The sequence below is a fragment of the Streptomyces sp. NPDC051563 genome (assembly GCF_044454225.1).
Lineage (GTDB): Bacteria > Actinomycetota > Actinomycetes > Streptomycetales > Streptomycetaceae > Streptomyces.
The window spans coordinates 1-19799 of sequence record NZ_JBITDL010000001.1 but is presented as its reverse complement, the minus strand read 5'-3'; the positions used below and the strand labels follow the sequence as shown (position 1 = coordinate 19799).

The 19799-nt window shown below is 71.4% G+C and carries 13 protein-coding genes; 8 read left to right on the top strand and 5 right to left on the bottom strand.

The window, feature by feature from the left end:
* Positions 1-93: 93 nt before the first annotated feature.
* Positions 94-1203 carry a phage tail sheath C-terminal domain-containing protein gene (locus ACIA8F_RS00065; protein WP_358379057.1) on the bottom strand — a complete coding sequence of 370 codons (1110 nt, stop codon included), beginning with the start codon at positions 1201-1203 and terminating at the stop codon, positions 94-96.
* A 713-nt stretch (positions 1204-1916) separates the two neighbouring features.
* On the opposite strand from ACIA8F_RS00065, the gene ACIA8F_RS00060 reads away from it, so the two are divergent.
* A complete protein-coding gene (locus ACIA8F_RS00060; RefSeq protein ID WP_399375873.1) occupies positions 1917-3383 on the top strand; it encodes an APC family permease in 1467 nt (488 codons plus the stop codon).
* A gap of 42 nt (positions 3384-3425) precedes the next feature.
* Here the strand turns inward: ACIA8F_RS00060 and ACIA8F_RS00055 are convergent, their stop codons facing one another.
* Entirely contained in the window at positions 3426-4469 is a 1044-nt protein-coding gene (locus ACIA8F_RS00055; protein WP_399375872.1) for an AI-2E family transporter, read from the bottom strand.
* 39 nt (positions 4470-4508) lie between these two features.
* Positions 4509-6716, bottom strand: a complete 2208-nt coding sequence (locus ACIA8F_RS00050) for a SpoIIE family protein phosphatase (protein ID WP_399375871.1) — start codon at positions 6714-6716, stop codon at positions 4509-4511.
* A gap of 160 nt (positions 6717-6876) precedes the next feature.
* Here ACIA8F_RS00050 and aspS point away from each other — a divergent pair, with 160 nt between their 5' ends.
* Complete coding sequence (gene aspS, locus ACIA8F_RS00045; protein ID WP_274548656.1) at positions 6877-8682, top strand: aspartate--tRNA ligase; 1806 nt, start codon at positions 6877-6879, stop codon at positions 8680-8682.
* A 116-nt stretch (positions 8683-8798) separates the two neighbouring features.
* Here aspS and ACIA8F_RS00040 read toward each other — a convergent pair whose 3' ends face one another.
* Positions 8799-9788 carry a LuxR C-terminal-related transcriptional regulator gene (locus ACIA8F_RS00040; RefSeq protein WP_399375870.1) on the bottom strand — a complete coding sequence of 330 codons (990 nt, stop codon included), beginning with the start codon at positions 9786-9788 and terminating at the stop codon, positions 8799-8801.
* A gap of 293 nt (positions 9789-10081) precedes the next feature.
* Between ACIA8F_RS00040 and ACIA8F_RS00035 the strand changes: the two genes are divergently transcribed.
* The 5 genes from ACIA8F_RS00035 to ACIA8F_RS00015 all read left to right on the top strand — a co-directional run bounded on the left by ACIA8F_RS00035 (position 10082) and on the right by ACIA8F_RS00015 (position 15535).
* Positions 10082-10297, top strand: coding sequence for a hypothetical protein (locus ACIA8F_RS00035; RefSeq protein WP_399375869.1), 216 nt, complete (start codon positions 10082-10084; stop codon positions 10295-10297).
* A gap of 8 nt (positions 10298-10305) precedes the next feature.
* Positions 10306-10572: a hypothetical protein gene (locus ACIA8F_RS00030; protein WP_399375868.1), complete on the top strand. Its 267-nt coding sequence runs from the start codon at positions 10306-10308 to the stop codon at positions 10570-10572.
* 454 nt (positions 10573-11026) lie between these two features.
* Positions 11027-12376: an FG-GAP-like repeat-containing protein gene (locus ACIA8F_RS00025; protein ID WP_399375867.1), complete on the top strand. Its 1350-nt coding sequence runs from the start codon at positions 11027-11029 to the stop codon at positions 12374-12376.
* A gap of 179 nt (positions 12377-12555) precedes the next feature.
* Positions 12556-13713, top strand: coding sequence for a transglycosylase family protein (locus tag ACIA8F_RS00020; RefSeq protein WP_399375866.1), 1158 nt, complete (start codon positions 12556-12558; stop codon positions 13711-13713).
* Between the two features lie 163 nt (positions 13714-13876).
* Positions 13877-15535, top strand: coding sequence for an FG-GAP-like repeat-containing protein (locus ACIA8F_RS00015; protein ID WP_399375865.1), 1659 nt, complete (start codon positions 13877-13879; stop codon positions 15533-15535).
* A 100-nt stretch (positions 15536-15635) separates the two neighbouring features.
* On the opposite strand, the gene ACIA8F_RS00010 is transcribed toward ACIA8F_RS00015, so the two are convergent.
* Positions 15636-17141 (bottom strand): VWA domain-containing protein, encoded by a 1506-nt coding sequence (locus ACIA8F_RS00010; RefSeq protein WP_399375864.1) that lies wholly within the window; start codon positions 17139-17141, stop codon positions 15636-15638.
* Between the two features lie 292 nt (positions 17142-17433).
* Here ACIA8F_RS00010 and ACIA8F_RS00005 point away from each other — a divergent pair, with 292 nt between their 5' ends.
* Positions 17434-19536, top strand: coding sequence for a PhoX family protein (locus tag ACIA8F_RS00005; protein ID WP_399375863.1), 2103 nt, complete (start codon positions 17434-17436; stop codon positions 19534-19536).
* Positions 19537-19799 lie beyond the last annotated feature (263 nt).

The window sequence follows — 19799 nt, the reverse complement described above, 5'->3', positions numbered from 1 at the left end:
GACGGTAGCCCGCCGAACTCCTGCCCTACGGTCTACGACCGGATCATGGAGTGCCGCCCTGGGCACATGGAAGGATCTGGGCGGTGGGGCAGGTCAGGAGTCGAGCTGCTGGGTGAGCTGGAGGATCTGGAACTCGGCGGGCCTGAAGGCGGCGAGGCCGATCTTCAGGATGAGCCGGCCACTGGCGATGTCGTCCTGGGTCATGGTGATGCCCTTTCCGACCTGGACGAAGTAAGCCTCCTCAGGCGTCCCTCCCTGGAGGGCGCCCTGCTGCCACAGGGAGTACAGGTAGTTCTCGGCAGCCGCGCGGACCTTCTCCCAGGTGGGCTGGCTGTTGGGCTCGAAGACGGCGAAGGGAAGCGCCCGCCCGAGGTCTCGTTCGACGCTGGAGAAGAGGCGGCGGATGGGGATGTAGCGCCACTCGTCGCTGTCGGAGAGGGTCCGGGCACCCCACACCACCGTGCCGGAGCCTGTGAACTCGCGCAGGAAGTTCAGGGACCGGAAGCTGCCCTGCTCCTGGTCGCTGGCCTTGTACAGCACCTTGTAGGGGCCCTTGACGGGGATGTTGGCCGGCGCCTTCCACACTCCCCGCTCCCGGTCCACGGTCGCCCAGGCGCCGACCACGAGGGCGGACGGCGGCACCGGCTCTTCCTGGCCGTCCTGCCGCAGCCAGGGGAAGTACACCGCGGCGTAGGGCTTCTGCGCCTCGTCGATGGCCCAGGCGTCCACGGCCTCGCCGGCCTGGTCCGGGGTGTGGTCGCGGTCCGCGTGCAGGACGGCCATCGCCCTGTGCCCGGCGGCCCAGCCCGTCAGGCCACGGGCCCACTCCCCGGCCGTCTCGGCACCCTGGTCCCACAGCCCGGGAGCCACCACGATGGTGACGTCGGCCGCCGCGGACAGCTGCTTCAGCGCCCCGTCCAAGGTCGTACCGGCGGTGCTGGCCAGGTAGCAGTAGCCGCCACCGTTGTAGAAGTAGCCCCGCAGCGCATCCCTCCACGCGGCAGTAGCACCCTTGCCGCCGCCGTCAGCCTCGGGGAACAAGGACTGGGCGTCCAGCCAGTTGTTCACCCTCGTGACCCCCGCGGGGAGGCCCTCGGCCTCGCCGACGAACGCCACCACGGCCGTCGCGCTGGACTGAACCGACAGGCTCAGCGAGAACAGTTCCTCCACGTACACACCTGAGCTGTTCGCGTTACCGGCCATAAGACTCTCCTCCGCAGTAGGTACACACATGCCGGAGATGATCTTTCCTCTCGCGGCAGCCGTACGTACGGCTGTTCGCGAAGTCCACGAACAGCCGTCGGCCGCCGACCGCGGCGACCAACCCCGAAGGGGGCCGGTTCCGGCCCCCTGACCAGCATGGACGGGCGCTGAGGGGCTGCCCGCCGATCACCCCTCGCTCACTCGTACGGGTGAACGGGTGAGGTGTCCGGAACCCGTTTCGGGACGCGGATGCTCTCCGAGCCGCCAGTTCCTACTGACACGGACTTGGCGCCCCCGCTGCCATAACCCTGCGCATCCCGCTGACATCTGCTCTGCGCACGAAACCTTGAACCATCCCCTGACCTGCACAAACAAGATTCGTTGTCTGGAAACCGGTAGTTGTCACGATCCGATGGCAAAAGAGCAAGATCCGATGACAGAGGACACGTAGCAGGGCCAGGGCGTGGCAGGTCCAGGGCGTAACGGGCCCCGCGCACACGGGCCCCGCGCACACGGGCCCCGCGCACACAGGCCCCGCGCGCAGCCGCCCCCGGCGTGGTGCCGTCCCGGGATCCGCGCGTCCCGGCAGAGTGGCGGTGAGCCGGTCATGCCCGTAGCGCCCGGGTTCCACGGTGTGAACGGTGCACTGATCCAGCCCCTGCCCGCGGTGTGCCCCGAGTACCGCGGGAGGACCGCACGATGAGGTGGCCGCCGTGGTGGAGTCGTCGCCCGATGCCCGGAGTGATGCGGGATCCGTCGAGGCCGGCGGCTACCGGCAGGAGCTGAAGCGGACGCTCGGCTCCTTCCAGGTGTTCGCGATCTCGTTCGCGTTCATCTCGGTGGCGGTCGGCATCTTCGCGACCTTCGACGAGGTCCTGCGGACGGCCGGTCCGGTCGGGATCTGGCTGTGGATCGTCGCCGCGGTGGGGCAGACCCTGGTGGCGTTGGTGGTCGCCCAGTTCGCGGCCCGCATCCCGCTCAGCGGGTCCTCGTACCAGTGGGCCTCGCGGCTGGCCGGCCCGAAGACCGGCTGGTGGTTCGGGTGGCTGACCTTCTGTTACCTGGCGATCGGTGTGGTCGCGGTCGACAACGCGCTGGCCGGCCAGGCGTTCATGCCGCTGGTCGGCCTCGCGCCGGACGAGGGCGTCGCGCGCCTGATCACCCTGGTGGTGCTGCTCGTCCAGACCGTGCTGGCCGTGGCGTCCACACGACTCGTCAGCCTGATCAACACGGTCGCGGTGGGACTCGAACTGGCGCTGGTCGTGGTGGTGGCGATCGCGCTCGTCATCGCCGTGGCCGTCACGGGCGACGGCGCGGTCGGCAACCTCACCTCGCGCGGTGTCGTCGAGAACGCCCCCGGCTACTTCTCGGTCGGCGGCGGGCTGATGCTCGCGATGATCATGGGGCTGGCGACCCTGGTCGGTTTCGACTCGGCGGCGAACCTGGCCGAGGAGGCCAAGGACCCGTACCGCACCGTTCCGCGCGCGATCGTGGGGTCGGTCGTGGCGGCCGGGATCCTGGGCATGCTGTTCCTGGTCACGCTCACCGTCGCGATCGACGACATCCCCCGCGTCAGCGCCGAGGGCTCACCCGTCGCGGCGATCATGCGCGACCAGCTCGGTCCGGCCATGGAGAGGACGCTGCTGGTCGCGATCAGTATCGCGTTCTTCGGCGCCGGGATCGTGGTGATGGTCTCGTGCGCGCGGCTCGTCTTCGCGATGTCGCGCGACGGGCGCTTCCCCGCCCACCGGCTGATGCGGCGGGTGAACCCCCGTACGAGGACGCCGATCCCGGCGACCGTGCTGGTCTTCGCCCTGGGCGCCGTCCTGATGCTCGCCCTGCCGGGGGCCGCGCTGCTGGAGCTGATCACGGCCTCGACCATTCTCCCCGCGGTCACCTACGGCGCGACCATCGTGCTCTACCTCGCGGTGCGCGGGCGCCTGAGCCGCCGGAAGGGCGCCTTCGACCTGGGACGCCTCGAACTGCCGGTCGCCGTCAGCGCACTGCTGTGGACGTTCATCGCGCTGTTCGTCCTGGTGACCCCGCAGGAGGCCTTCGTCTCCGTGGTGATCGTGGTGGGCCTGCTCCTGCTCGGCGGCCTGTTCTTCCTCGGCATGCTGGTCTTCGGCCGCCGGGCCGTCGAGACCGAGCCGGGCGGGCCGGACTCCTTCACCGGCTGACCGGGCCTCAGACCTCAGGCCTCACGCCTCAGAACGCAGGCCTCAGACCGCGGCCGCGTACCGGGACTTCAGTTCCGAGACCACGCCGAAGAAGGCCGCGGTCAGGGGTACGGCCAGGAGCATGCCGAGGATGCCGGCGACGCTCGCGCCGGCCGTGATCGAGAGCATCACCACCGCCGGGTGCATCTGCACGGTGCGGCTCTGCACCATGGGCTGGAGCACGTACCCCTCGATCATCTGGACGGCCAGCACCACGCCCAGCGCCCACAGGCCGATCACCCAGCCGCGGTCGGCGAGGGCCACGAGGACGGCCACGGCGCCGGAGAGGAAGGCGCCGAGGTAGGGGATGTAGGCGGTCACGAACACCAGGGCGGCCAGCCCCACCGCGCCCGGGACCCGCAGGATCAGCAGACCCGCGCCGATGAGGACGGCGTCGACCAGGGCCACGAAGGTGGTGCCGCGCATGAAGCCCTCGACGGCCCCGTACGCGCGCCGCCCCATCGCCTCCATCAGGTCGCCCGAGCGGCTCGGCACCATCGCCCGCAGGGTGGTCACGGCCCGGTCGGAGTCGCGGAGGAAGAAGAAGATCAGCACCATGGCCAGCAGGGCCGTCGCGATCATCGTGGCGACCACGCTGAGCCCGGTGACCACGCCCGAGGCGGCCGTCCCGCCGAACTTGGCGAGCAGGTCCTTGGAGTTCCCGGCCACGTCGTCCAGCGAGGTGCCGAGCGCCCCGAAGTGCTCCGTGAGGTCCGACGCGGCCTTGCGCAGGGAGTCGATGATCTGGTCGCCGGTCTCGACGAGCGCGAGGACCACGATGTACGCGGCTCCGCCGACCACGGCGGCCACGGTCAGGCAGGTCAGGGCCGCGGCGAGGGAGCGGTTGACCTTCATGCGGACCAGCCGCCCGTGCATCGGCCCGAGCAGGGCCGTGCCGAGCACGGCGAGCAGCACGGGCGTGACCACCGTCCGGAAGACGGCGCACAGCCACACGACGAGCGCGAGGACGGCGGCGGCCAGGAGGACGACGACGCACCAGGCGGCGAGTCGGCGCACGGGCTCGGGCAGCAGGGGAGGAGTCGGCACGAACTCATACAAACACGCCGGGGTCCCGCCGCCCGGAGCTCACTCCAGCGGGTCGGAATCGGGTTTGGAACGCTCGTTCAGTACGAACCACGTGGACTTGCCCTCGCCCCGCGGGTCGACCCCCCAGTCGTCCGCGAGCATCTCCAGCAGCAGGACGCCCCGCCCGCTCGACGCCATCTCTCCCGGGTGCCGCTTGTGTGGCAGCTCGTCGGAGGCGTCCGCCACCTCCACCCGCAGCCGGCGCGCGCCGAGCTCGCCCACCGCCTCGGCGATGAGCAGGGCGTCCCCGTCCGTGTGGACCAGTACGTTCGTCAGCATCTCGGAGACCATCAGCACCGTGGCGTCGACCTGCTCCGGGTCCGCCCAGTCGTGCAGCAGCTCCCGGATCTGCTGGCGGACGCCCGCGACCCGCTCCGGCTCCGCCTGGGCGACGGTGGTCATGGTGCGCCGGGCCGGCCGCGACGGGTGCAGCAGCGGGGTCTCGCAGCCGCAGCCCTCGCCCTCGCGGCAGAGCAGCACGACGGCGATGTCGTCCTCGCGCCGGTCGGCCAGCGGGCCCGTGGTGTGGTGCGAGGACGGGCCGTGCACCGCCTGGACCAGCAGGTCGGCCAGCCGTTCCAGGTGGCGGGGCTCCGGGTCCGTGTCCTGCGAGGGATCGGGTGTCTGCGATTCCAGGATGGCCCGCAGCCGGGCCCAGCCCGTGTCGAGGTCGTGCCCGCCCGTCTCGATCAGCCCGTCGGTGCAGAGCATCATCGTCTCGCCGGGTTCCAGGGTGAACCGGGTCGTCGGGTAGTCGGTGTCCGGCACGATGCCGAGCGGCAGCCCGCCGGCCGTGGGCCGCATCAGGACGGTGCCGTCGGCCATCCGCACCGCCGGGTCGGGGTGCCCGGCGCGGGCCACCTCCAGCAGGCCGGTCGCCGGATCGCACTCCACGTACAGGCAGGTCGCGAAGCGCGGGCTCTGGAAGTCGGAGTCCCCGCCGTCCAGGCCGCCGCCCTTGCCCGGGTCCGCGGCGGAGTCCTGCTCCGAGCACAGGCCGGCCAGGAAGCGGGAGGCGCGCGAGAGCACCGCGTCGGGCCGGTGGCCCTCGGAGGCGTACGCGCGCACCGCGATCCGGAGCTGGCCCATGAGGCCGGCCGCGCGGACGTCGTGGCCCTGGACATCGCCGATGACCAGCGCGAACCGTCCCGACGGCAGCGGGATCATGTCGTACCAGTCGCCGCCGACCTGGAGCCCGCCGCCGGTCGGCACGTAGCGCGCGGCGAGGGTCATCCCGGGGATCTCGGGCCCGAGCTGCGGCATCATCGACCGCTGGAGGCCCGTGGTGAGCTCCCGCTCGGATTCGGCCACGCCTGCGCGCTGGAGCGCCTGTGCGAGCATCCGGGCCACCGTCGTCAGGACGGAGCGTTCGTCGGGGGAGAAGGACACCGGGTGCTTGAAGGCGGCCATCCAGGCGCCCATGGTGCGTCCCGCGACGATCAGCGGCAGGAAGGCCCAGGAGATCCGGTCGAAGCGCCGGGCGAGGGGCCAGGTGGCCGGAAAGCGCCGCTTGTAGTCGTCAGGGCTGGGGAGGTAGATCGCCCGCCCCGTACGGACGACCTCCGCGGCCGGGTAGTCCGTCTGGAGCGGCATGTCCGCGAAGGGGCCCTCGTCCCCGGGATCGTGCCCGTGGTGCCCGATGATCGACAGCCGGTCGCCGGACACGCCGAAGACGGCCAGCCCGTCGGGGATGAACCCGGGCATGGACAGCGAGGCCGCCACCCGCAGCACCTCGGCGGTGGAGCGGGCCTCGGCCAGCGCCCGCCCGGCGTCCAGCAGGAACGCCTCGCGCGAGCGGCGCCAGTCGCCGGTGATGGGGGTGTGCACGGCCGTGGTGCCGGGCTGGGCCTCGGCTATCTCCTGGATCGTGCCGATCAGCTCGTAGTCGACGCGACCGTCCGCGGTGCGGTTCTCCAGCGGCTTGGAGCGGCTGCGCACGGTGCGCAGCACGCGCCCGTCCTCGTCCATGATCCGCAGCCGGGCCTCGGCGAGGGTGTCCTCGGCGACCGCGAGGTTCACGATGCCGTTGATCTCGTTCCAGTCCACCGGGTGGAAGCGCGAGCGCACGGCGACTTCGGGCAGCACGACGGGCTCGGCGGGCAGCCCGAGGAGCCGGGCGGCCTCGCTGTCGAGGGTGACCGTCCCGGAGGCGTTGTCCCATCGCCACAAACCGGTCGCGATGGCGGCCAGGACATCCTCGGTGCGCACTCGGTCATCTTTACAGGTCATACACCTGACGTGCCTGTTCACCACCCCGGTGAGCGGCCACCGGTGCGGCCCCGCGAGCGGCCCCGCACGGGCTCCCGCCCCGGACGGTAACCTTGGGACGGTTGAATCCACCCTGGTATCACGTAGAACTGGATGACTGATGCATCGGTACAGGTCCCACACGTGCGGCGAGCTCCGAGCCTCCGACGTCGCCTCCGACGTCCGGCTGAGCGGCTGGCTGCACAATCGGCGCGACCTGGGCGGCATCCTCTTCATCGATCTGCGTGACCACTACGGCATCACGCAGCTCGTCGCCCGTCCCGGTACGGCCGCGAACGAGGCGCTCAGCAGCGTCACCAAGGAGACCGTCGTCCGCATCGACGGCAAGGTCGTCTCCCGCGGCGCGGACAACGTCAACCCCGAGCTCGCCACCGGCGACATCGAGGTCGAGGTCACCGCGGTCGAGGTGCTCGGCGCCGCCGCCCCGCTGCCCTTCACCATCAACACCGACGACGGGGTGAACGAGGAGCGCCGCCTGGAGTACCGCTTCCTCGACCTTCGCCGCGAGCGCATGCACCGCAACATCATGCTGCGCTCGGCCGTCATCGCCTCCATCCGCTCCAAGATGGTGGCCCTCGGCTTCAACGAGATGGCGACCCCGATCCTCACCGCGACCTCCCCCGAGGGCGCCCGTGACTTCGTGGTCCCCTCCCGCCTGAACCCGGGCAAGTTCTACGCGCTCCCGCAGGCGCCGCAGCAGTTCAAGCAGCTGCTGATGATCTCCGGCTTCGACCGGTACTTCCAGATCGCGCCCTGCTTCCGCGACGAGGACGCCCGCGCCGACCGTTCGCCGGGCGAGTTCTACCAGCTCGACGTCGAGATGTCCTTCGTCGAGCAGGAGGACGTCTTCCAGCCCATCGAGCGGCTGATGACGGAGATCTTCACCGAGTTCGGCAAGGGCCGCCCGGTCACCTCGCCGTTCCCGCGGATCCCCTTCCGCGAGTCGATGATGAAGTACGGCAACGACAAGCCCGACCTGCGGTCCAAGCTGGAGCTCGTCGACATCACCGACGTGTTCGAGGGCTCGGAGTTCAAGGCGTTCGCCGGCAAGCACGTGCGCGCCCTGGCCGTCCCGGACACCGCCGCCCAGCCCCGCAAGTTCTTCGACGGCCTCGGCGAGTACGCGATCTCGCTCGGCGCGAAGGGCCTGGCCTGGGTCCGCGTCGGCGAGGATGGCGGCCTGACCGGCCCCATCGCCAAGTTCCTCACCGAGGAGAACGTCAAGGTCCTCACCGAGCGCCTGGGCCTGGCCGCCGGTCACGCCGTGTTCTTCGGCGCGGGCGAGTTCGACGAGGTCTCCAAGATCATGGCGGGCGTCCGCGTCGAGGCCTCCAAGCGCGCCGGACAGTTCGAGGAGGACGTCTTCCGCTTCTGCTGGATCGTCGACTTCCCGATGTTCGAGGCGGACGAGGAGACCGGCAAGATCGACTTCTCCCACAACCCGTTCTCCATGCCGCAGGGCGGCATGAAGGACCTGGAGGAGAAGGACCCGCTCGACATCCTGGCCTGGCAGTACGACATCGTCTGCAACGGCATCGAGCTGTCCTCCGGCGCCATCCGCAACCACGAGCCCGAGGTCATGCTGAAGGCCTTCGAGATCGCCGGTTACGAGGCCGAGACCGTCGAGCGCGAGTTCGCGGGCATGCTCCGCGCGTTCCGCCTCGGCGCCCCGCCGCACGGTGGCATCGCCCCGGGCGTCGACCGCATCGTCATGCTGCTGGCCGACGAGCCGAACATCCGCGAGACCATCGCCTTCCCGCTGAACGGCAACGCGCAGGACCTGATGATGGGCGCGCCCACCATCCTGGAGGAGTCCCGCCTGCGCGAGCTCAACATCGCGCTGCGCAAGCCGGTGGAGACGAAGAGCTCGGAGCCGGTCGAGAAGGCCGTCAAGCCCCACCAGTAGGCCGCTGAACGCGAAGGGCCCGGGATCCGTACGGATCCCGGGCCCTTCGCGCGTGACGGCCCTCGCGGCCCTTCAGGCTCTCCCGAGCCCGACCCGACCCTCGCGGCCCGGCCGGGTCAGAGCCAGCCGCGCCTGCCCGCCTCCAGCCCGGCCTCGAAACGGCTGCTGGCTCCCAGCCGTTCCATCAGCCCCGCCATCTGCCGGCGGACGGTGCGCAGGGAGAGGCCCAGCCGCTTGCCGGCCGCCTCGTCGGTGAGCCCGCCGGCGAGCAGCTTGAGCAGTTCCCGCTCGGTCGCGTTGAGGTCCTCGTCGTCGGCGCGGCTGCGGGTGTCCGCGCCCAGCGGCACGGCGGCCTGCCAGGCCCGCTCGAACAAGGAGACCAGCGAGCTCACGATGCCGGGCGACGTGGTGCACAGGGCGCCCGCACGGCTGTTCTCGGGGTCCACGGGGACCAGCGCGGTGGTCCGGTCGACGACGAGCAGCCGAGGCGGCACGATCGGGCTGGTGCGCACCTCGCCGCCCAGATCCGTCATCCAGCGCGCGTAGGCGTGGGTGGCGGAATCATTGCGCGCGCTGTCCTGGTAGAGCGTCCTCATGACCACCCCCCGGCCCAGCAGGACCTCGTCCAGCGGGCGTGACGCGTCGAGGGCCGCCTGCGACTGCGCGCCCCCGGGCATGATGGACAGGCATTCCTCGCGGAGGTCGCGGGTCAACTGCCGCAGCCGGTCCTGGACGGCGTCCAGTCCGACGAGCCGCTCGAAGGCGTCCACCTCCCGCTCCGGCCGGGCCGCTTCGAGCCCGGCCACCAGCCGTGCCACGGCCTCCTTGCCGCGCACCAGCTCTTCCTGCCGGCGCAGCACCTCTGCTTCCTGCCTGCGCAGGATCATCTCCAGGCCTACGTCCGGGCTGACCGGACGCAGCGCTCCCGGTACGTCCCGGGACGGCTGGAGCAGCTCCAGATCGATCAGCCGGTCCAGGCCGGCGCGTACGTCCGCCTCCGGGAGCCCCAGCAACAGGCACAACTCGGCCACTCCCGCTGCCGGTTCCTCCAGCAGTCCTCGGTAGACCGCTTCCACGGACCGGCCCAGCCCCAGTGTTTCCAACATGTAGTTATTCCTCCCCCATGCGAGCCACCGGCGGACACCATCCTTCCGATGTCGCGCGGTGGCGTTTCTCGCCGCATCGATTCTCCTTCGCAGGGCAGCTGATCTGCAAGATCAATGTGGTGGGGTGGCACCAAGGTGCCTGCACCTTGGTGCCACCCGATAGGCCTTCCGAGGCTGTTCGGGGGCGGACAGGATGGTGTTCACCGGAAGGGAGCGGGGCCGCGGAAAAGGCCCCGGACCTCCTGCCGGAAACGCGTCAGAGTCCAGCCACCCGATCCTTCAGGGAGTTTTCGATGTCCAGTTCCGCCCGCCTCGTCGCCGCCGTCCTCGCCCCCGCCGCCCTCACGGTCCTCTTCACCGTCACGGGGTCCGGCTTCGGCGGCGGGATGGGCTGGGACGCCCCGGCGCCCACCACGGTCGCCGCTCCGGCCGCCGGTACGAACGGGATGGGGTGGGACGCCGTGGCCGCCGCTCCGGCCGCCGGCACGAACGGGATGGGTTGGGACTAGGGATGTACATGATCGTCACCTTGCTGGCCGGCGAAGGTACCGAGGGGCCGGGGAACACGGCACTGGTCGAGGACCTGCTGTGGGCCCACGCCGATCCGGACCTGAACGTCGAACACATCCGGGTACGCCCCGCCCGCTACGGCTTGGAAGCGGTCGCCCTGATGGGCGGGACATCCGAAGCCGGCGCCCTGCTCGGTGCACGGTCCCTCCTGAACCGGGCCGGCCTGGCCCTGTCGGCCCAGGGCTACACCGTGGCCGAACCCGCGCTCGCCTGACGGCGACCGCCGTCCGGGATTCCGCTGCCGAACGGCGACTGCCCACCCGACCGTCCCCCGACGCACTCGACCGTCCCCTGCTGCCGTGCCTGACCGTCGCCCGCCGTACCTGATCGGCCTCCGACGCACCTGACAGGCCCCGGCCCTACCCGATCGTCCTCTTCCGCACCCGACCGGCCTCCGGCGCACCCGACCGACCCGACCGGCCTCTGACGCACCTGAACGTTCCCTGCCACACCCGGACGTTCCCCGTCCCACCTGATCGTTCCCCACCCCGCCCGGCCCGTCACGAGGGCGCCCGTCGCGGCGCCCGCGGCCTCCGCGGTGTCCTTCCCGCTGTCGCATCCACGTGCCGCCCGGCCTCCGCCGGCCGTCGTGACCCGGCCGCACGCCTTCAAGCCTTCGCAGTAACCCACGTCGCTCTTCCACGCCTTCACACACAGGAGTCCCTGTCATGAGCATGTCCAAGAACACCGTTCGTACCGCCACCCGCACCGCCCTGGTGGCCACCGCTCTCGCCGCGGTGGCGCTCGGTGGCACGCTCCCCTCCCAGGCCGCCACGGCCCCGACGGGCCAGGCCACCACGCTGGCCGCGGCCACCTCGACCCTGGGCGGTCAGATCACCCAGAGCGAGATACTCCAGCGGGCCCAGACCTGGGTCGACGCAGGGGTTCCGTACAACCAGGGGGCCACCTACAAGGACCCGCAGGGCCGGTCCTACCGCACCGACTGCTCCGGCCTGGTCTCCATGGCCTGGCACCTCAACGCCGGTATCGGCGCCACCACCTGGACCCTGCCCAACTACTCCACCAAGATCGGCAGCCTGGACGAGCTCCAGCCCGGCGACGCCCTCAACAACATCGATGCCCACGTCGTGCTGTTCGACAAGTGGACCGACTCCTCGAAGACCGAGATGTGGGTCTACGAGCACGCCAGGCCGGGCACCAACGCCCGCCACATCAAGTACACCAAGAGCTACATCGCCGATCAGAACATGAAGGGCTACCGCTACAACAAGGTGATCGAGGCCCCCATCGCGGTTCCCGACAAGGGCATGACCGACGTGACGGCGGTCGGGGACATCACCGGTGACGGCATCGGCGACGTGATCGCCGTGGACTCCACGACCGGCGAGCTCTTCCGCTACTCCGGCCCCAACTTCACCGGCGGCACCGCCCGCGTCAAGATCGGCACCAACTGGGACACGATGGGCGACATCGTGGGAGTGGGCGACCAGACCGGCGACGGCGTGGGCGACATCATCGCCACCGACGCCGCGACCGGCGACCTCTACCGCTACAGCGGCCCGAACTACGCCGGCGGCACCCGGACCAAGATCGGGTCGAACTGGGACTCCATGCACGGCATCGCCTCGGTCGGCGACCTCACGGGTGACGGCAAGGGCGACATCATCGCCGTCGAGTCGGCCACCGGCGACCTGTACCGCTACTCCGGCCCGAACTTCACCGGCGGTTCCGCGGTCAAGATCGGCACCGGCTGGAACGTCTACGACACCCTCGTCGGTGTCGGCGACCTCACGGGTGACGGCAAGGGCGACATCGTCGCGGTCGAGACGGCGACCGGTGACCTGTACCGCTACTCCGGCCCCTCGTTCAACGGCGGCAGCCGGGTCAAGATCGGCACCAACTGGAACTCGATGGTCAACCTGACCGGTCCCGGTGACCTGAACAAGGACGGCGTCCCGGACCTCCTCGCGGTCAACTCGTCCACCGGGTACCTCTTCCGCTACTCCGGCCCCGACTTCGCCGGCGGCGCCGCGGTGAAGATCGGCACCAAGTGGTAGCCCGCCTGGTCTGATCCCCCCGGGAGTCCACCCTCCCCCGCACGGCGGGGCCGCCCCGGCCACCTCGGCCCCCGGCCCCGCCGTGCCCCCGGCCCCGCAGACCCGCCGCCCGGCGGCCGTCCGCCGACCCGCCGCCGCTCCGCCCGCCCTGCCTTCCCGCGAGAAGCCCGAGGTTTGTCATGCGTCCGCTCTTCCTCCGCAAGAAGTCCGTCCTGGCGGCCCTGGTCGCAGGCCCCGTCGCCGCCCTCACCCTCCCCCTGCTGGCCGCCGCCCCGGCCTCGGCCGCCTCCGTCTCCACCTGGGACAAGGTCGCCCAGTGCGAGAGCACCGGGAACTGGGCCATCAACACCGGCAACGGGTTCTACGGAGGACTCCAGTTCACCAAGTCCACCTGGGAGGCCTTCGGTGGCACCAAGTACGCGGCGTACGCCCACCAGGCGACCAAGGAACAGCAGATCCGCATAGCCGAGAAGGTCCTCGCCACCCAGGGCGAGGGAGCCTGGCCGAACTGCGGCCCGGCCGCCAACCTCGGCGCCGACCACGCCGACCCCTACCCGTCCGAACCCGAGGGCCCGCAGGGCCAGATGACCAACCTGACCGGCGTCGGTGACCTGACCGGCGACGGGAAGGGCGACATGGTCGCCGTCGAGGTGGCCAGCGGAGACCTCTACCGGTACTCGGGCCCGAACTTCAGCGGTGCCTCCGGCGCCCGGGTCAAGCTGGGCTTCGGCTGGAACAGCATGAGCGAGATCGTCGGCATCGGCGACGTGACCGGCGACGGCAAGGGCGACCTCCTCGCCGTGGAGAAGAACACCGGGGACCTGTACCGCTACGCGGGCCCCACCTTCGCCGGCTCCTCCCGGGTCAAGGTCGGCACCAACTGGGACACGATGAAGAACATCACCTCGGTCGGTGACGTCACCGGTGACGGCCAGGGCGACATCATCGCGGTCGAGAAGAGCAGCGGAGACCTGTACCGCTACTCGGGCCCGTCCTACACGGGCGGCTCCGCGGTCAAGATCGGCACCGGCTGGAACATCTACTCCTCGATCACCGGCATCGGCGACGTGACGGGTGACGGCAAGGCGGACATCGTGGCGGTCAACGCCACCACCGGCGACCTGAACCGCTACTCCGGCCCCGCGTACAACGGCTCGACCATGGTCAAGGTCGGCTCCAACTGGGACTCGATGCGCTCGCTGGCCGGTGTCGGCGATGTGACCGGCGACGGCAAGGGCGACCTGGTGGCCGTCGAGAAGGCCAACGGCAACCTCTACCGGTACACCGGCCCGACCTTCGCGGGCGGCAGCCGCACCCAGATCGGCACCAACTGGTAGCAGCGCGGCGGCGGGTGGGACACCCGCGTACGCGGCGGGCCGGTGCGAGGGCAGAGCCCCGCCGGCCCGCCGCACCGGCCCGCCCCCGGGGCCGAGCCCCGCTGCCCGGCGCCCTGCGGCGCCCCCGCCCGCTCGTCCCCGAACTTCCTCCTGGAGCCCCAGCATGTCCCGTCGCCCCACCGCCCTCTGGGCCGCCGCCGGTTCGGCGGTCCTCGCCCTCGCCGCCCTGACGGTCGGCACCGTACCGGCCCAGGCCGACACGGTCAGCGCCTCCACCGCCCCGCCCCTGCGCTTCGTCAGCTACAACATCTGCGGCAACGTCTGCTCCGGCGCCTCGTACGACCAGCAGAAGCGGATCGACAGCATCGTCGCCCAGGCGGCCGTCACCACCTGGAACGCGGACCAGATCTTCCTCCAGGAGGTGTGCCGCCCGCAGTACGACGAGGTCCTGAGGCGCCTGGCGCCCCAGGGGTTCCGCGGCTCGTACAGCGCGACCCTGACGGGGAACCCGTCGGTCTGCGGCGGTCAGGACTACGGCAACGCGGTGCTCGTCAGGGGCCCGGTCTCCGAGTCCGTGGAACTGGACCTGACGGTCGGCGGGGAGAGCGAGCCGATCAAGGTGCCGTGCGTGAAGAACTACGTGCAGAACCGGCTCAACTGGGCCTGCTCGGTGCATCTCTACTGGGACAACGGGACGCTCGCCGCTCCGGAGGCCGAGCGGCTGGCGGCCCAGGCCAAGACCTGGCAGGACCAGGGCATACCGGTGGTGCTGGGCGGCGACTTCAACCACTCGCCCCGCACCTCCTCGCTCGCCCCGTTCTACGACACGGGCATCAACGACAACGCCCGCGGCACCTTCATCGAGGCGGACGAGACCGACGGCGAGTTCTTCGACCCGGCCGCCTGCACGGTGGGCCAGGAACAGCGCTGCCGCTCCGGCGAACCGACCCGCGAGGGCAAGAAGCTCGACTACGTCTTCTTCAGCGCCAAGCACTTCGCGTCGCCGAAGGGGGACGTGCTTCCGCTCGACCCCGCCGTCTCGGACCACCAGATGGTCCGCGGTGCCGCCACCTGGGCCGACTGCGGGCCCTTCGCACCGGCCGCCGGTGCGCTCTTCAGCCGCGACGAGTCCGGTGCGCTGTTCCGCTACTCCGGTCGCGAGGGCAGCAGCCTGGCCGCCGCCTGCAAGACCGGCAGCGGATGGCAGAGCATCGCACGGGTGGTCCGCCTGAACGGTACGTCGACCCTCGCGGCCGTCGACTCCGCGGGCGCGCTGTGGCACTACCCGGCCGATGCGACCGGCGCCTACTCGGGATCGACGCGGGTCTCCGCGGGCACCGGCTGGGGAGCCTGGGACAAGCTGGTCTCGCCCGGCGACTTCTCCGGCGACGGCCGCGCAGACCTGATCACCCGGGACACCTCCGGCGGACTGTGGCTCCACAAGGGCACGGCGGCCGCCGCCTACGCCGCGCCGGTGAAGATCGGTACGAACTGGAACATCTACGCCGACCTGTTCTCGCCCGGCGACTTCACCGGCGACGGCCGGGCCGACCTGATCGGGCGCGAGCCCGCCGGCGACCTGTACCTGTACAAGGGCGACGGTGCGGGCGGATACGCGCCCCGGCTGAAGATCGGCTCGGGCACGGCCGGTTACGACGCGATGCTCTCGCCGGGCGACATCACCGCCGACGGCAAGGCCGACCTGCTGGCCCGGGACACCGCAGGCGGACTCTTCCTGCTGAAGGGCAACAGCACGGGTGACGGCTTCGGGGCCCCGGCCAAGGTGGGCAGCGGCTACCCGGCCGGCGGACTGCTCTTCTGATCCTCCGGCGCCGGGCCGGCGCCTGCGCACCCCGCCGTGACATGCCACCGCCCCCGACCGGCTTCCCGGTCGGGGGCGGTGGCCGCGTGGTGGCCGGGCCTCAGAGTCCCTGGACCAGACCCTTGAGCAGGGCGGCCGAGGTGAGCTCGGCCGGGGCCGGGCCGGCGTGGAAGAAGCCGGCGTTGTCGGGGCTTTCGGCGGACAGCTTGCGCAGGAAGTCGAAGGCCTTGGTCTCGTGCTCGCCGAAGGCGACGAACTGCCAGTGGATGCCGGGGGCGGTGGCGGCCGCCTCCACGATGGCCTCGCGGGCGGGGCGGACGCTGTCGGGCGCACCGTCCGTCTGGAACACGACCAGGGCCGGTCCCTCGCCGCCGTCCTTCTGGTAGCGCTCCACGACGGCCTCGACGGCGACGTGGTAGCTGGTGCGGCCCATCCGGCCGAGCTCGGCGTGGCGGGACTCGACCCAGGCCGCGTCGTACGCGTCGAGGGACAGGTCGGCGGAGCCGTCCAGCTCGGTGGAGAAGAACACCGTACGGACGGTGGCCTCTTCGTCGAGGTGGGCGGCGAGGGCGAGGGCGTGGTCCGCGAGGTGCTGGACGCTGCCGTCCTTGTAGAACGGGCGCATCGAGCCCGACCGGTCGAGCACGAGGAACACGGTGGCGCGGGCGCCGGCCTTCCCCTTGGCGCGCAGGACCTGACCGGCGGCCTTGTACGCGGCTGCGAGCGGGGGCGCCTGGCGCTTGACCGCGGCGAGGGCGTGCGCGGGGCCGCCTTCGGCGGCATCGGCGGGGAGGGGCTCGGCCGCGACGGGCTCCGCCTCGGCGGGCTCCGTCGCGACGGGCTCGGCCTCGGCGGCCACGGGCTCGGCCTCGGCAGCCACGGGCTCGGGCTCGGCAGCCGCGGGCTCGACCTCGACCTCGATCTCGGGCTCGGTGATGGCCTCCGCCTCGGCCACGATGGCCTCCGCCTCGGCGACGACCTCTGCCTCGGCCGTGACGGCTTCCGCCTCGGTGATGGCTTCGGCTTCGGCCGTGACGGGCTCCGGCTCGGTGAGGGGTTCGGGCGCAGTCGCGACGGGCTCCGCCTCGGGCGTGGCGGCCAGGGCCGGTTCGGCCTCCGCTTCGGCGGCGACCGGCTCGGCTTCGGGGGTGGCCTCCGCTTCGGCGGCGACCGGCTCGGCTTCGGGGGTGGCTTCGGCCCCGGTGGCGGCCGGTTCGGCTGCGGGCTCGGGCTCCGGCGTTGCCTCGGTCTCGGCTGAGGCGGCCGGGGTAGCCTCCGCGGTGACCGGTTCCGCTTCGGCCGTGGCGGGGGCCGCAGGGGTCGCCGACGGGCCGCCGGTGGAGGACCGGCGGGCTTCCGGGACCGTGGGGTCCGGGGTGGGGGCCGGGGCCGGGGCGGTGAGCACCGTGCCCGGTTCGAGGTCCCGGGGTGTGGACTGCGGGGGAACCGTCGGGTTGTCGAAGGAGGCGGCGACCAGTTCGGCGGCCGCGTCGAGGGGGGTGCGTTCGGTCTGGCTCGGGAGGGCCGCCGAAGGGGTTCCGGACGTCTCCGGAACCGATTCAGAGGTCCGTCCGAACACCTTGCGCAACAAGCTCCGAATACCCATGGGCCAGGCCTTTCGCATGAGTGCGTGCGTCATTTGTCCGTGAGGCGCGGTAGATCCCTGCCCAGAGTGGACACGTAAGGTTATCGGCCCCTTGGCTGGAACTTCGGGAGGGGCACCTTTCGTGGCGCCCACGGCCCAAACACACCCGTTCCGCCCCTGAACTGCCGCTCCGACGTGCCGGATTCACCGGCCGTTCATCCATCGGCCGCCGCTTCGGCGCAACCCGCCCATAGCGTCACCGACGGATTGTTCCGACACGTTGTCGGGGACCGTGCATCTACGGAGGACACTCGTGCGCAAGCTCCTGCCGCTCATCGGCACTTCCCACGGGGGCGGCCGTTCCGCTCTCACCTGCCGCTACCGCTGCGGCGACGCCTGCTTCCACGAGGTGCCGAACACCAGCGACAACGAGTACGCCGGCGACGTCATAGCCCGCGCCTACTCCCGCCGCGCGATGCTCCGCTCCGCCGCGGTCGTCACGGTCGCCTCGGCCGCCGGTACGGCCCTCACGCTGAGCGGCAACGGTTCCTCCGCCTCCGCCGACCCCACCGCCGAAGCGCAGCGCGCCGGCGCCGCCGGGGTCAACGCCCAGGGTGCCCGGGGCCTGCGCTTCAAGCCCGTCGCGCCGAACACCGCCGACCAGGTCACCATCCCCGAGGGCCACGAGCAGAACGTGGTCATCCGCTGGGGCGAGCCGATCGTCAAGGGCGCTCCGGGCTTCAACCCGGACAAGCAGACCGCCGCCGCCCAGGCCGGTCAGTTCGGCTACAACAACGACTTCATCAGCCTGCTCCCGCTCGGCGGCGACTACGAGCGCCAGCAGCTGCTCGTGGCCAACCACGAGTACACGGACGAGAACCTCATGTTCAAGGCGTACGACCCGGCCAACCCGACCCGCGAGCAGGTCGAGATCGCCTGGGCCGCGCACGGCCTGTCCGTGGTCGCGGTCCAGGAGGACCACCGCAGCGGCAAGCTGACGGCCATCAGCCGCCACCGCCTCAACCGCCGCCTGACCGCCACCAGCGAGTTCCGGCTGACCGGTCCGGCCGCCGGCACCGACCTGGTGAAGACCTCGGTCGACGCCACCGGCACCAAGGTGCTCGGCACCCTGAACAACTGCGCCGGCGGCACCACCCCGTGGGGCACCACCCTCCACGGCGAGGAGAACTTCAACCAGTACTTCGGCAACGCCGGCCTGGTCACCGAGCCCACCCAGGCCGCCCGCCTGAAGCGCTACGGCGTGACCGCCGGCGCCACCGAGCGCAAGTGGGAGCGGTTCGACAAGCGCTTCGACGTCGCCCAGGAGCCCAACGAGTCGCACCGCTTCGGCTGGGTCGTCGAGCTGGACCCGTACGACGTGAACTCCGTCCCGCGCAAGCGCACCGCGCTCGGCCGCTTCAAGCACGAGGCCGCGCAGCCCCGCCTGACCGAGGACGGCCGCCCCGTCGTCTACATGGGCGACGACGAGCGCTTCGACTACTTCTACAAGTTCGTCTCGTCGAAGCAGATGAAGAAGGGTGACTCGCGCGCGGCGAAGGAGCACAACCTCACGCTGCTCGACGAGGGCACCCTCTACGTCGCCAAGCTCACCGGCGACACCCCGGCCGCGGAGATCGACGGCACCGGCAAGCTCCCCTCCGACGGCGAGTTCGACGGTTCCGGCGTCTGGATCAAGCTCCTCACCTCCTCCCCGGCCGGGAACGTCTCGCACGTCGAGGGCATGACCGCCGAAGAGGTGTCCGTCTTCACGCGCCTCGCCGCCGACAAGGCCGGCGCGACCAAGATGGACCGTCCCGAGGACGTCGAGCCCTCGCCGCGCACCGGCCGCGTCTACATCGCGCTGACGAACAACACGGACCGCGGCAAGCCGGGCAAGGAAGGCGCCACCGAGGCCAACCCGCGCAACCTGAACAAGCACGGCCAGATCCTGGAGCTCGCCGAGAACTTCGACGACCCGGCCGGCGACGGCTTCGCCTGGCGCCTCTTCCTGGTCGCGGGTGACCCGAACGACCCGGCGACCTACTTCGCGGGCTTCCCGAAGGACAAGGTCAGCCCGATCTCCTGCCCGGACAACGTGGCCTTCGACCCGCACGGCAACCTGTGGATCTCCACGGACGGCAACCAGCTCGGCTCGCACGACGGCCTGTTCGGCGTCGCGACCGCCGGTGAGCGCCGTGGTGAGCTGAAGCAGTTCCTCACCGTTCCGCGCGGTGCCGAGACCTGCGGCCCGCTCATTCAGGACAAGCGCGTCCTGGTGTCCGTGCAGCACCCGGGCGAGATCGACGGCGCGTCCGTCGAGAAGCCGCAGTCGGTGTGGCCCGACGGTCCCGGCAAGATCGTCCGCCCGGCCGTCGTGTCGGTCTGGCGCAAGGACGGCAAGAACATCGGCGTCTGACGCCCGGGCCGCTGTGAGTTGACCCGTGCGGGGGGGGGGGGGGGGGGGGGGGGGTGGGGGGGGGACCGCCCCCCCCCCCCCCCCCCCCCGGCCCCCCCCCCCCCCCCGCGGCGGGGGGGGGCGCCCCCCCCCCCCCCCCCCCCGGCCCCCCCGCCCCCCCCCCCCCCCCCCCCCCCCCCCCCCCCCGCCTCCACGACACCTTCAGCTCGCGTCTACGACACCTTCAGCAGGGAGTCGTCCCGCCACTTCAGCATCTTGTCGAA

Bases quoted from the DNA above. Each gene is read 5' to 3' on its own strand.
- ACIA8F_RS00065 (WP_358379057.1), bottom strand. From the start codon at position 1,203: ATGGCCGGTAACGCGAACAGCTCAGGTGTGTACGTGGAGGAACTGTTC.
- aspS (WP_274548656.1), top strand. From the start codon at position 6,877: ATGCATCGGTACAGGTCCCACACGTGCGGCGAGCTCCGAGCCTCCGAC.
- ACIA8F_RS00040 (WP_399375870.1), bottom strand. From the start codon at position 9,788: ATGTTGGAAACACTGGGGCTGGGCCGGTCCGTGGAAGCGGTCTACCGA.
- ACIA8F_RS00035 (WP_399375869.1), top strand. From the start codon at position 10,082: ATGTCCAGTTCCGCCCGCCTCGTCGCCGCCGTCCTCGCCCCCGCCGCC.
- ACIA8F_RS00030 (WP_399375868.1), top strand. From the start codon at position 10,306: ATGATCGTCACCTTGCTGGCCGGCGAAGGTACCGAGGGGCCGGGGAAC.
- ACIA8F_RS00025 (WP_399375867.1), top strand. From the start codon at position 11,027: ATGAGCATGTCCAAGAACACCGTTCGTACCGCCACCCGCACCGCCCTG.
- ACIA8F_RS00020 (WP_399375866.1), top strand. From the start codon at position 12,556: ATGCGTCCGCTCTTCCTCCGCAAGAAGTCCGTCCTGGCGGCCCTGGTC.
- ACIA8F_RS00015 (WP_399375865.1), top strand. From the start codon at position 13,877: ATGTCCCGTCGCCCCACCGCCCTCTGGGCCGCCGCCGGTTCGGCGGTC.
- ACIA8F_RS00010 (WP_399375864.1), bottom strand. From the start codon at position 17,141: ATGGGTATTCGGAGCTTGTTGCGCAAGGTGTTCGGACGGACCTCTGAA.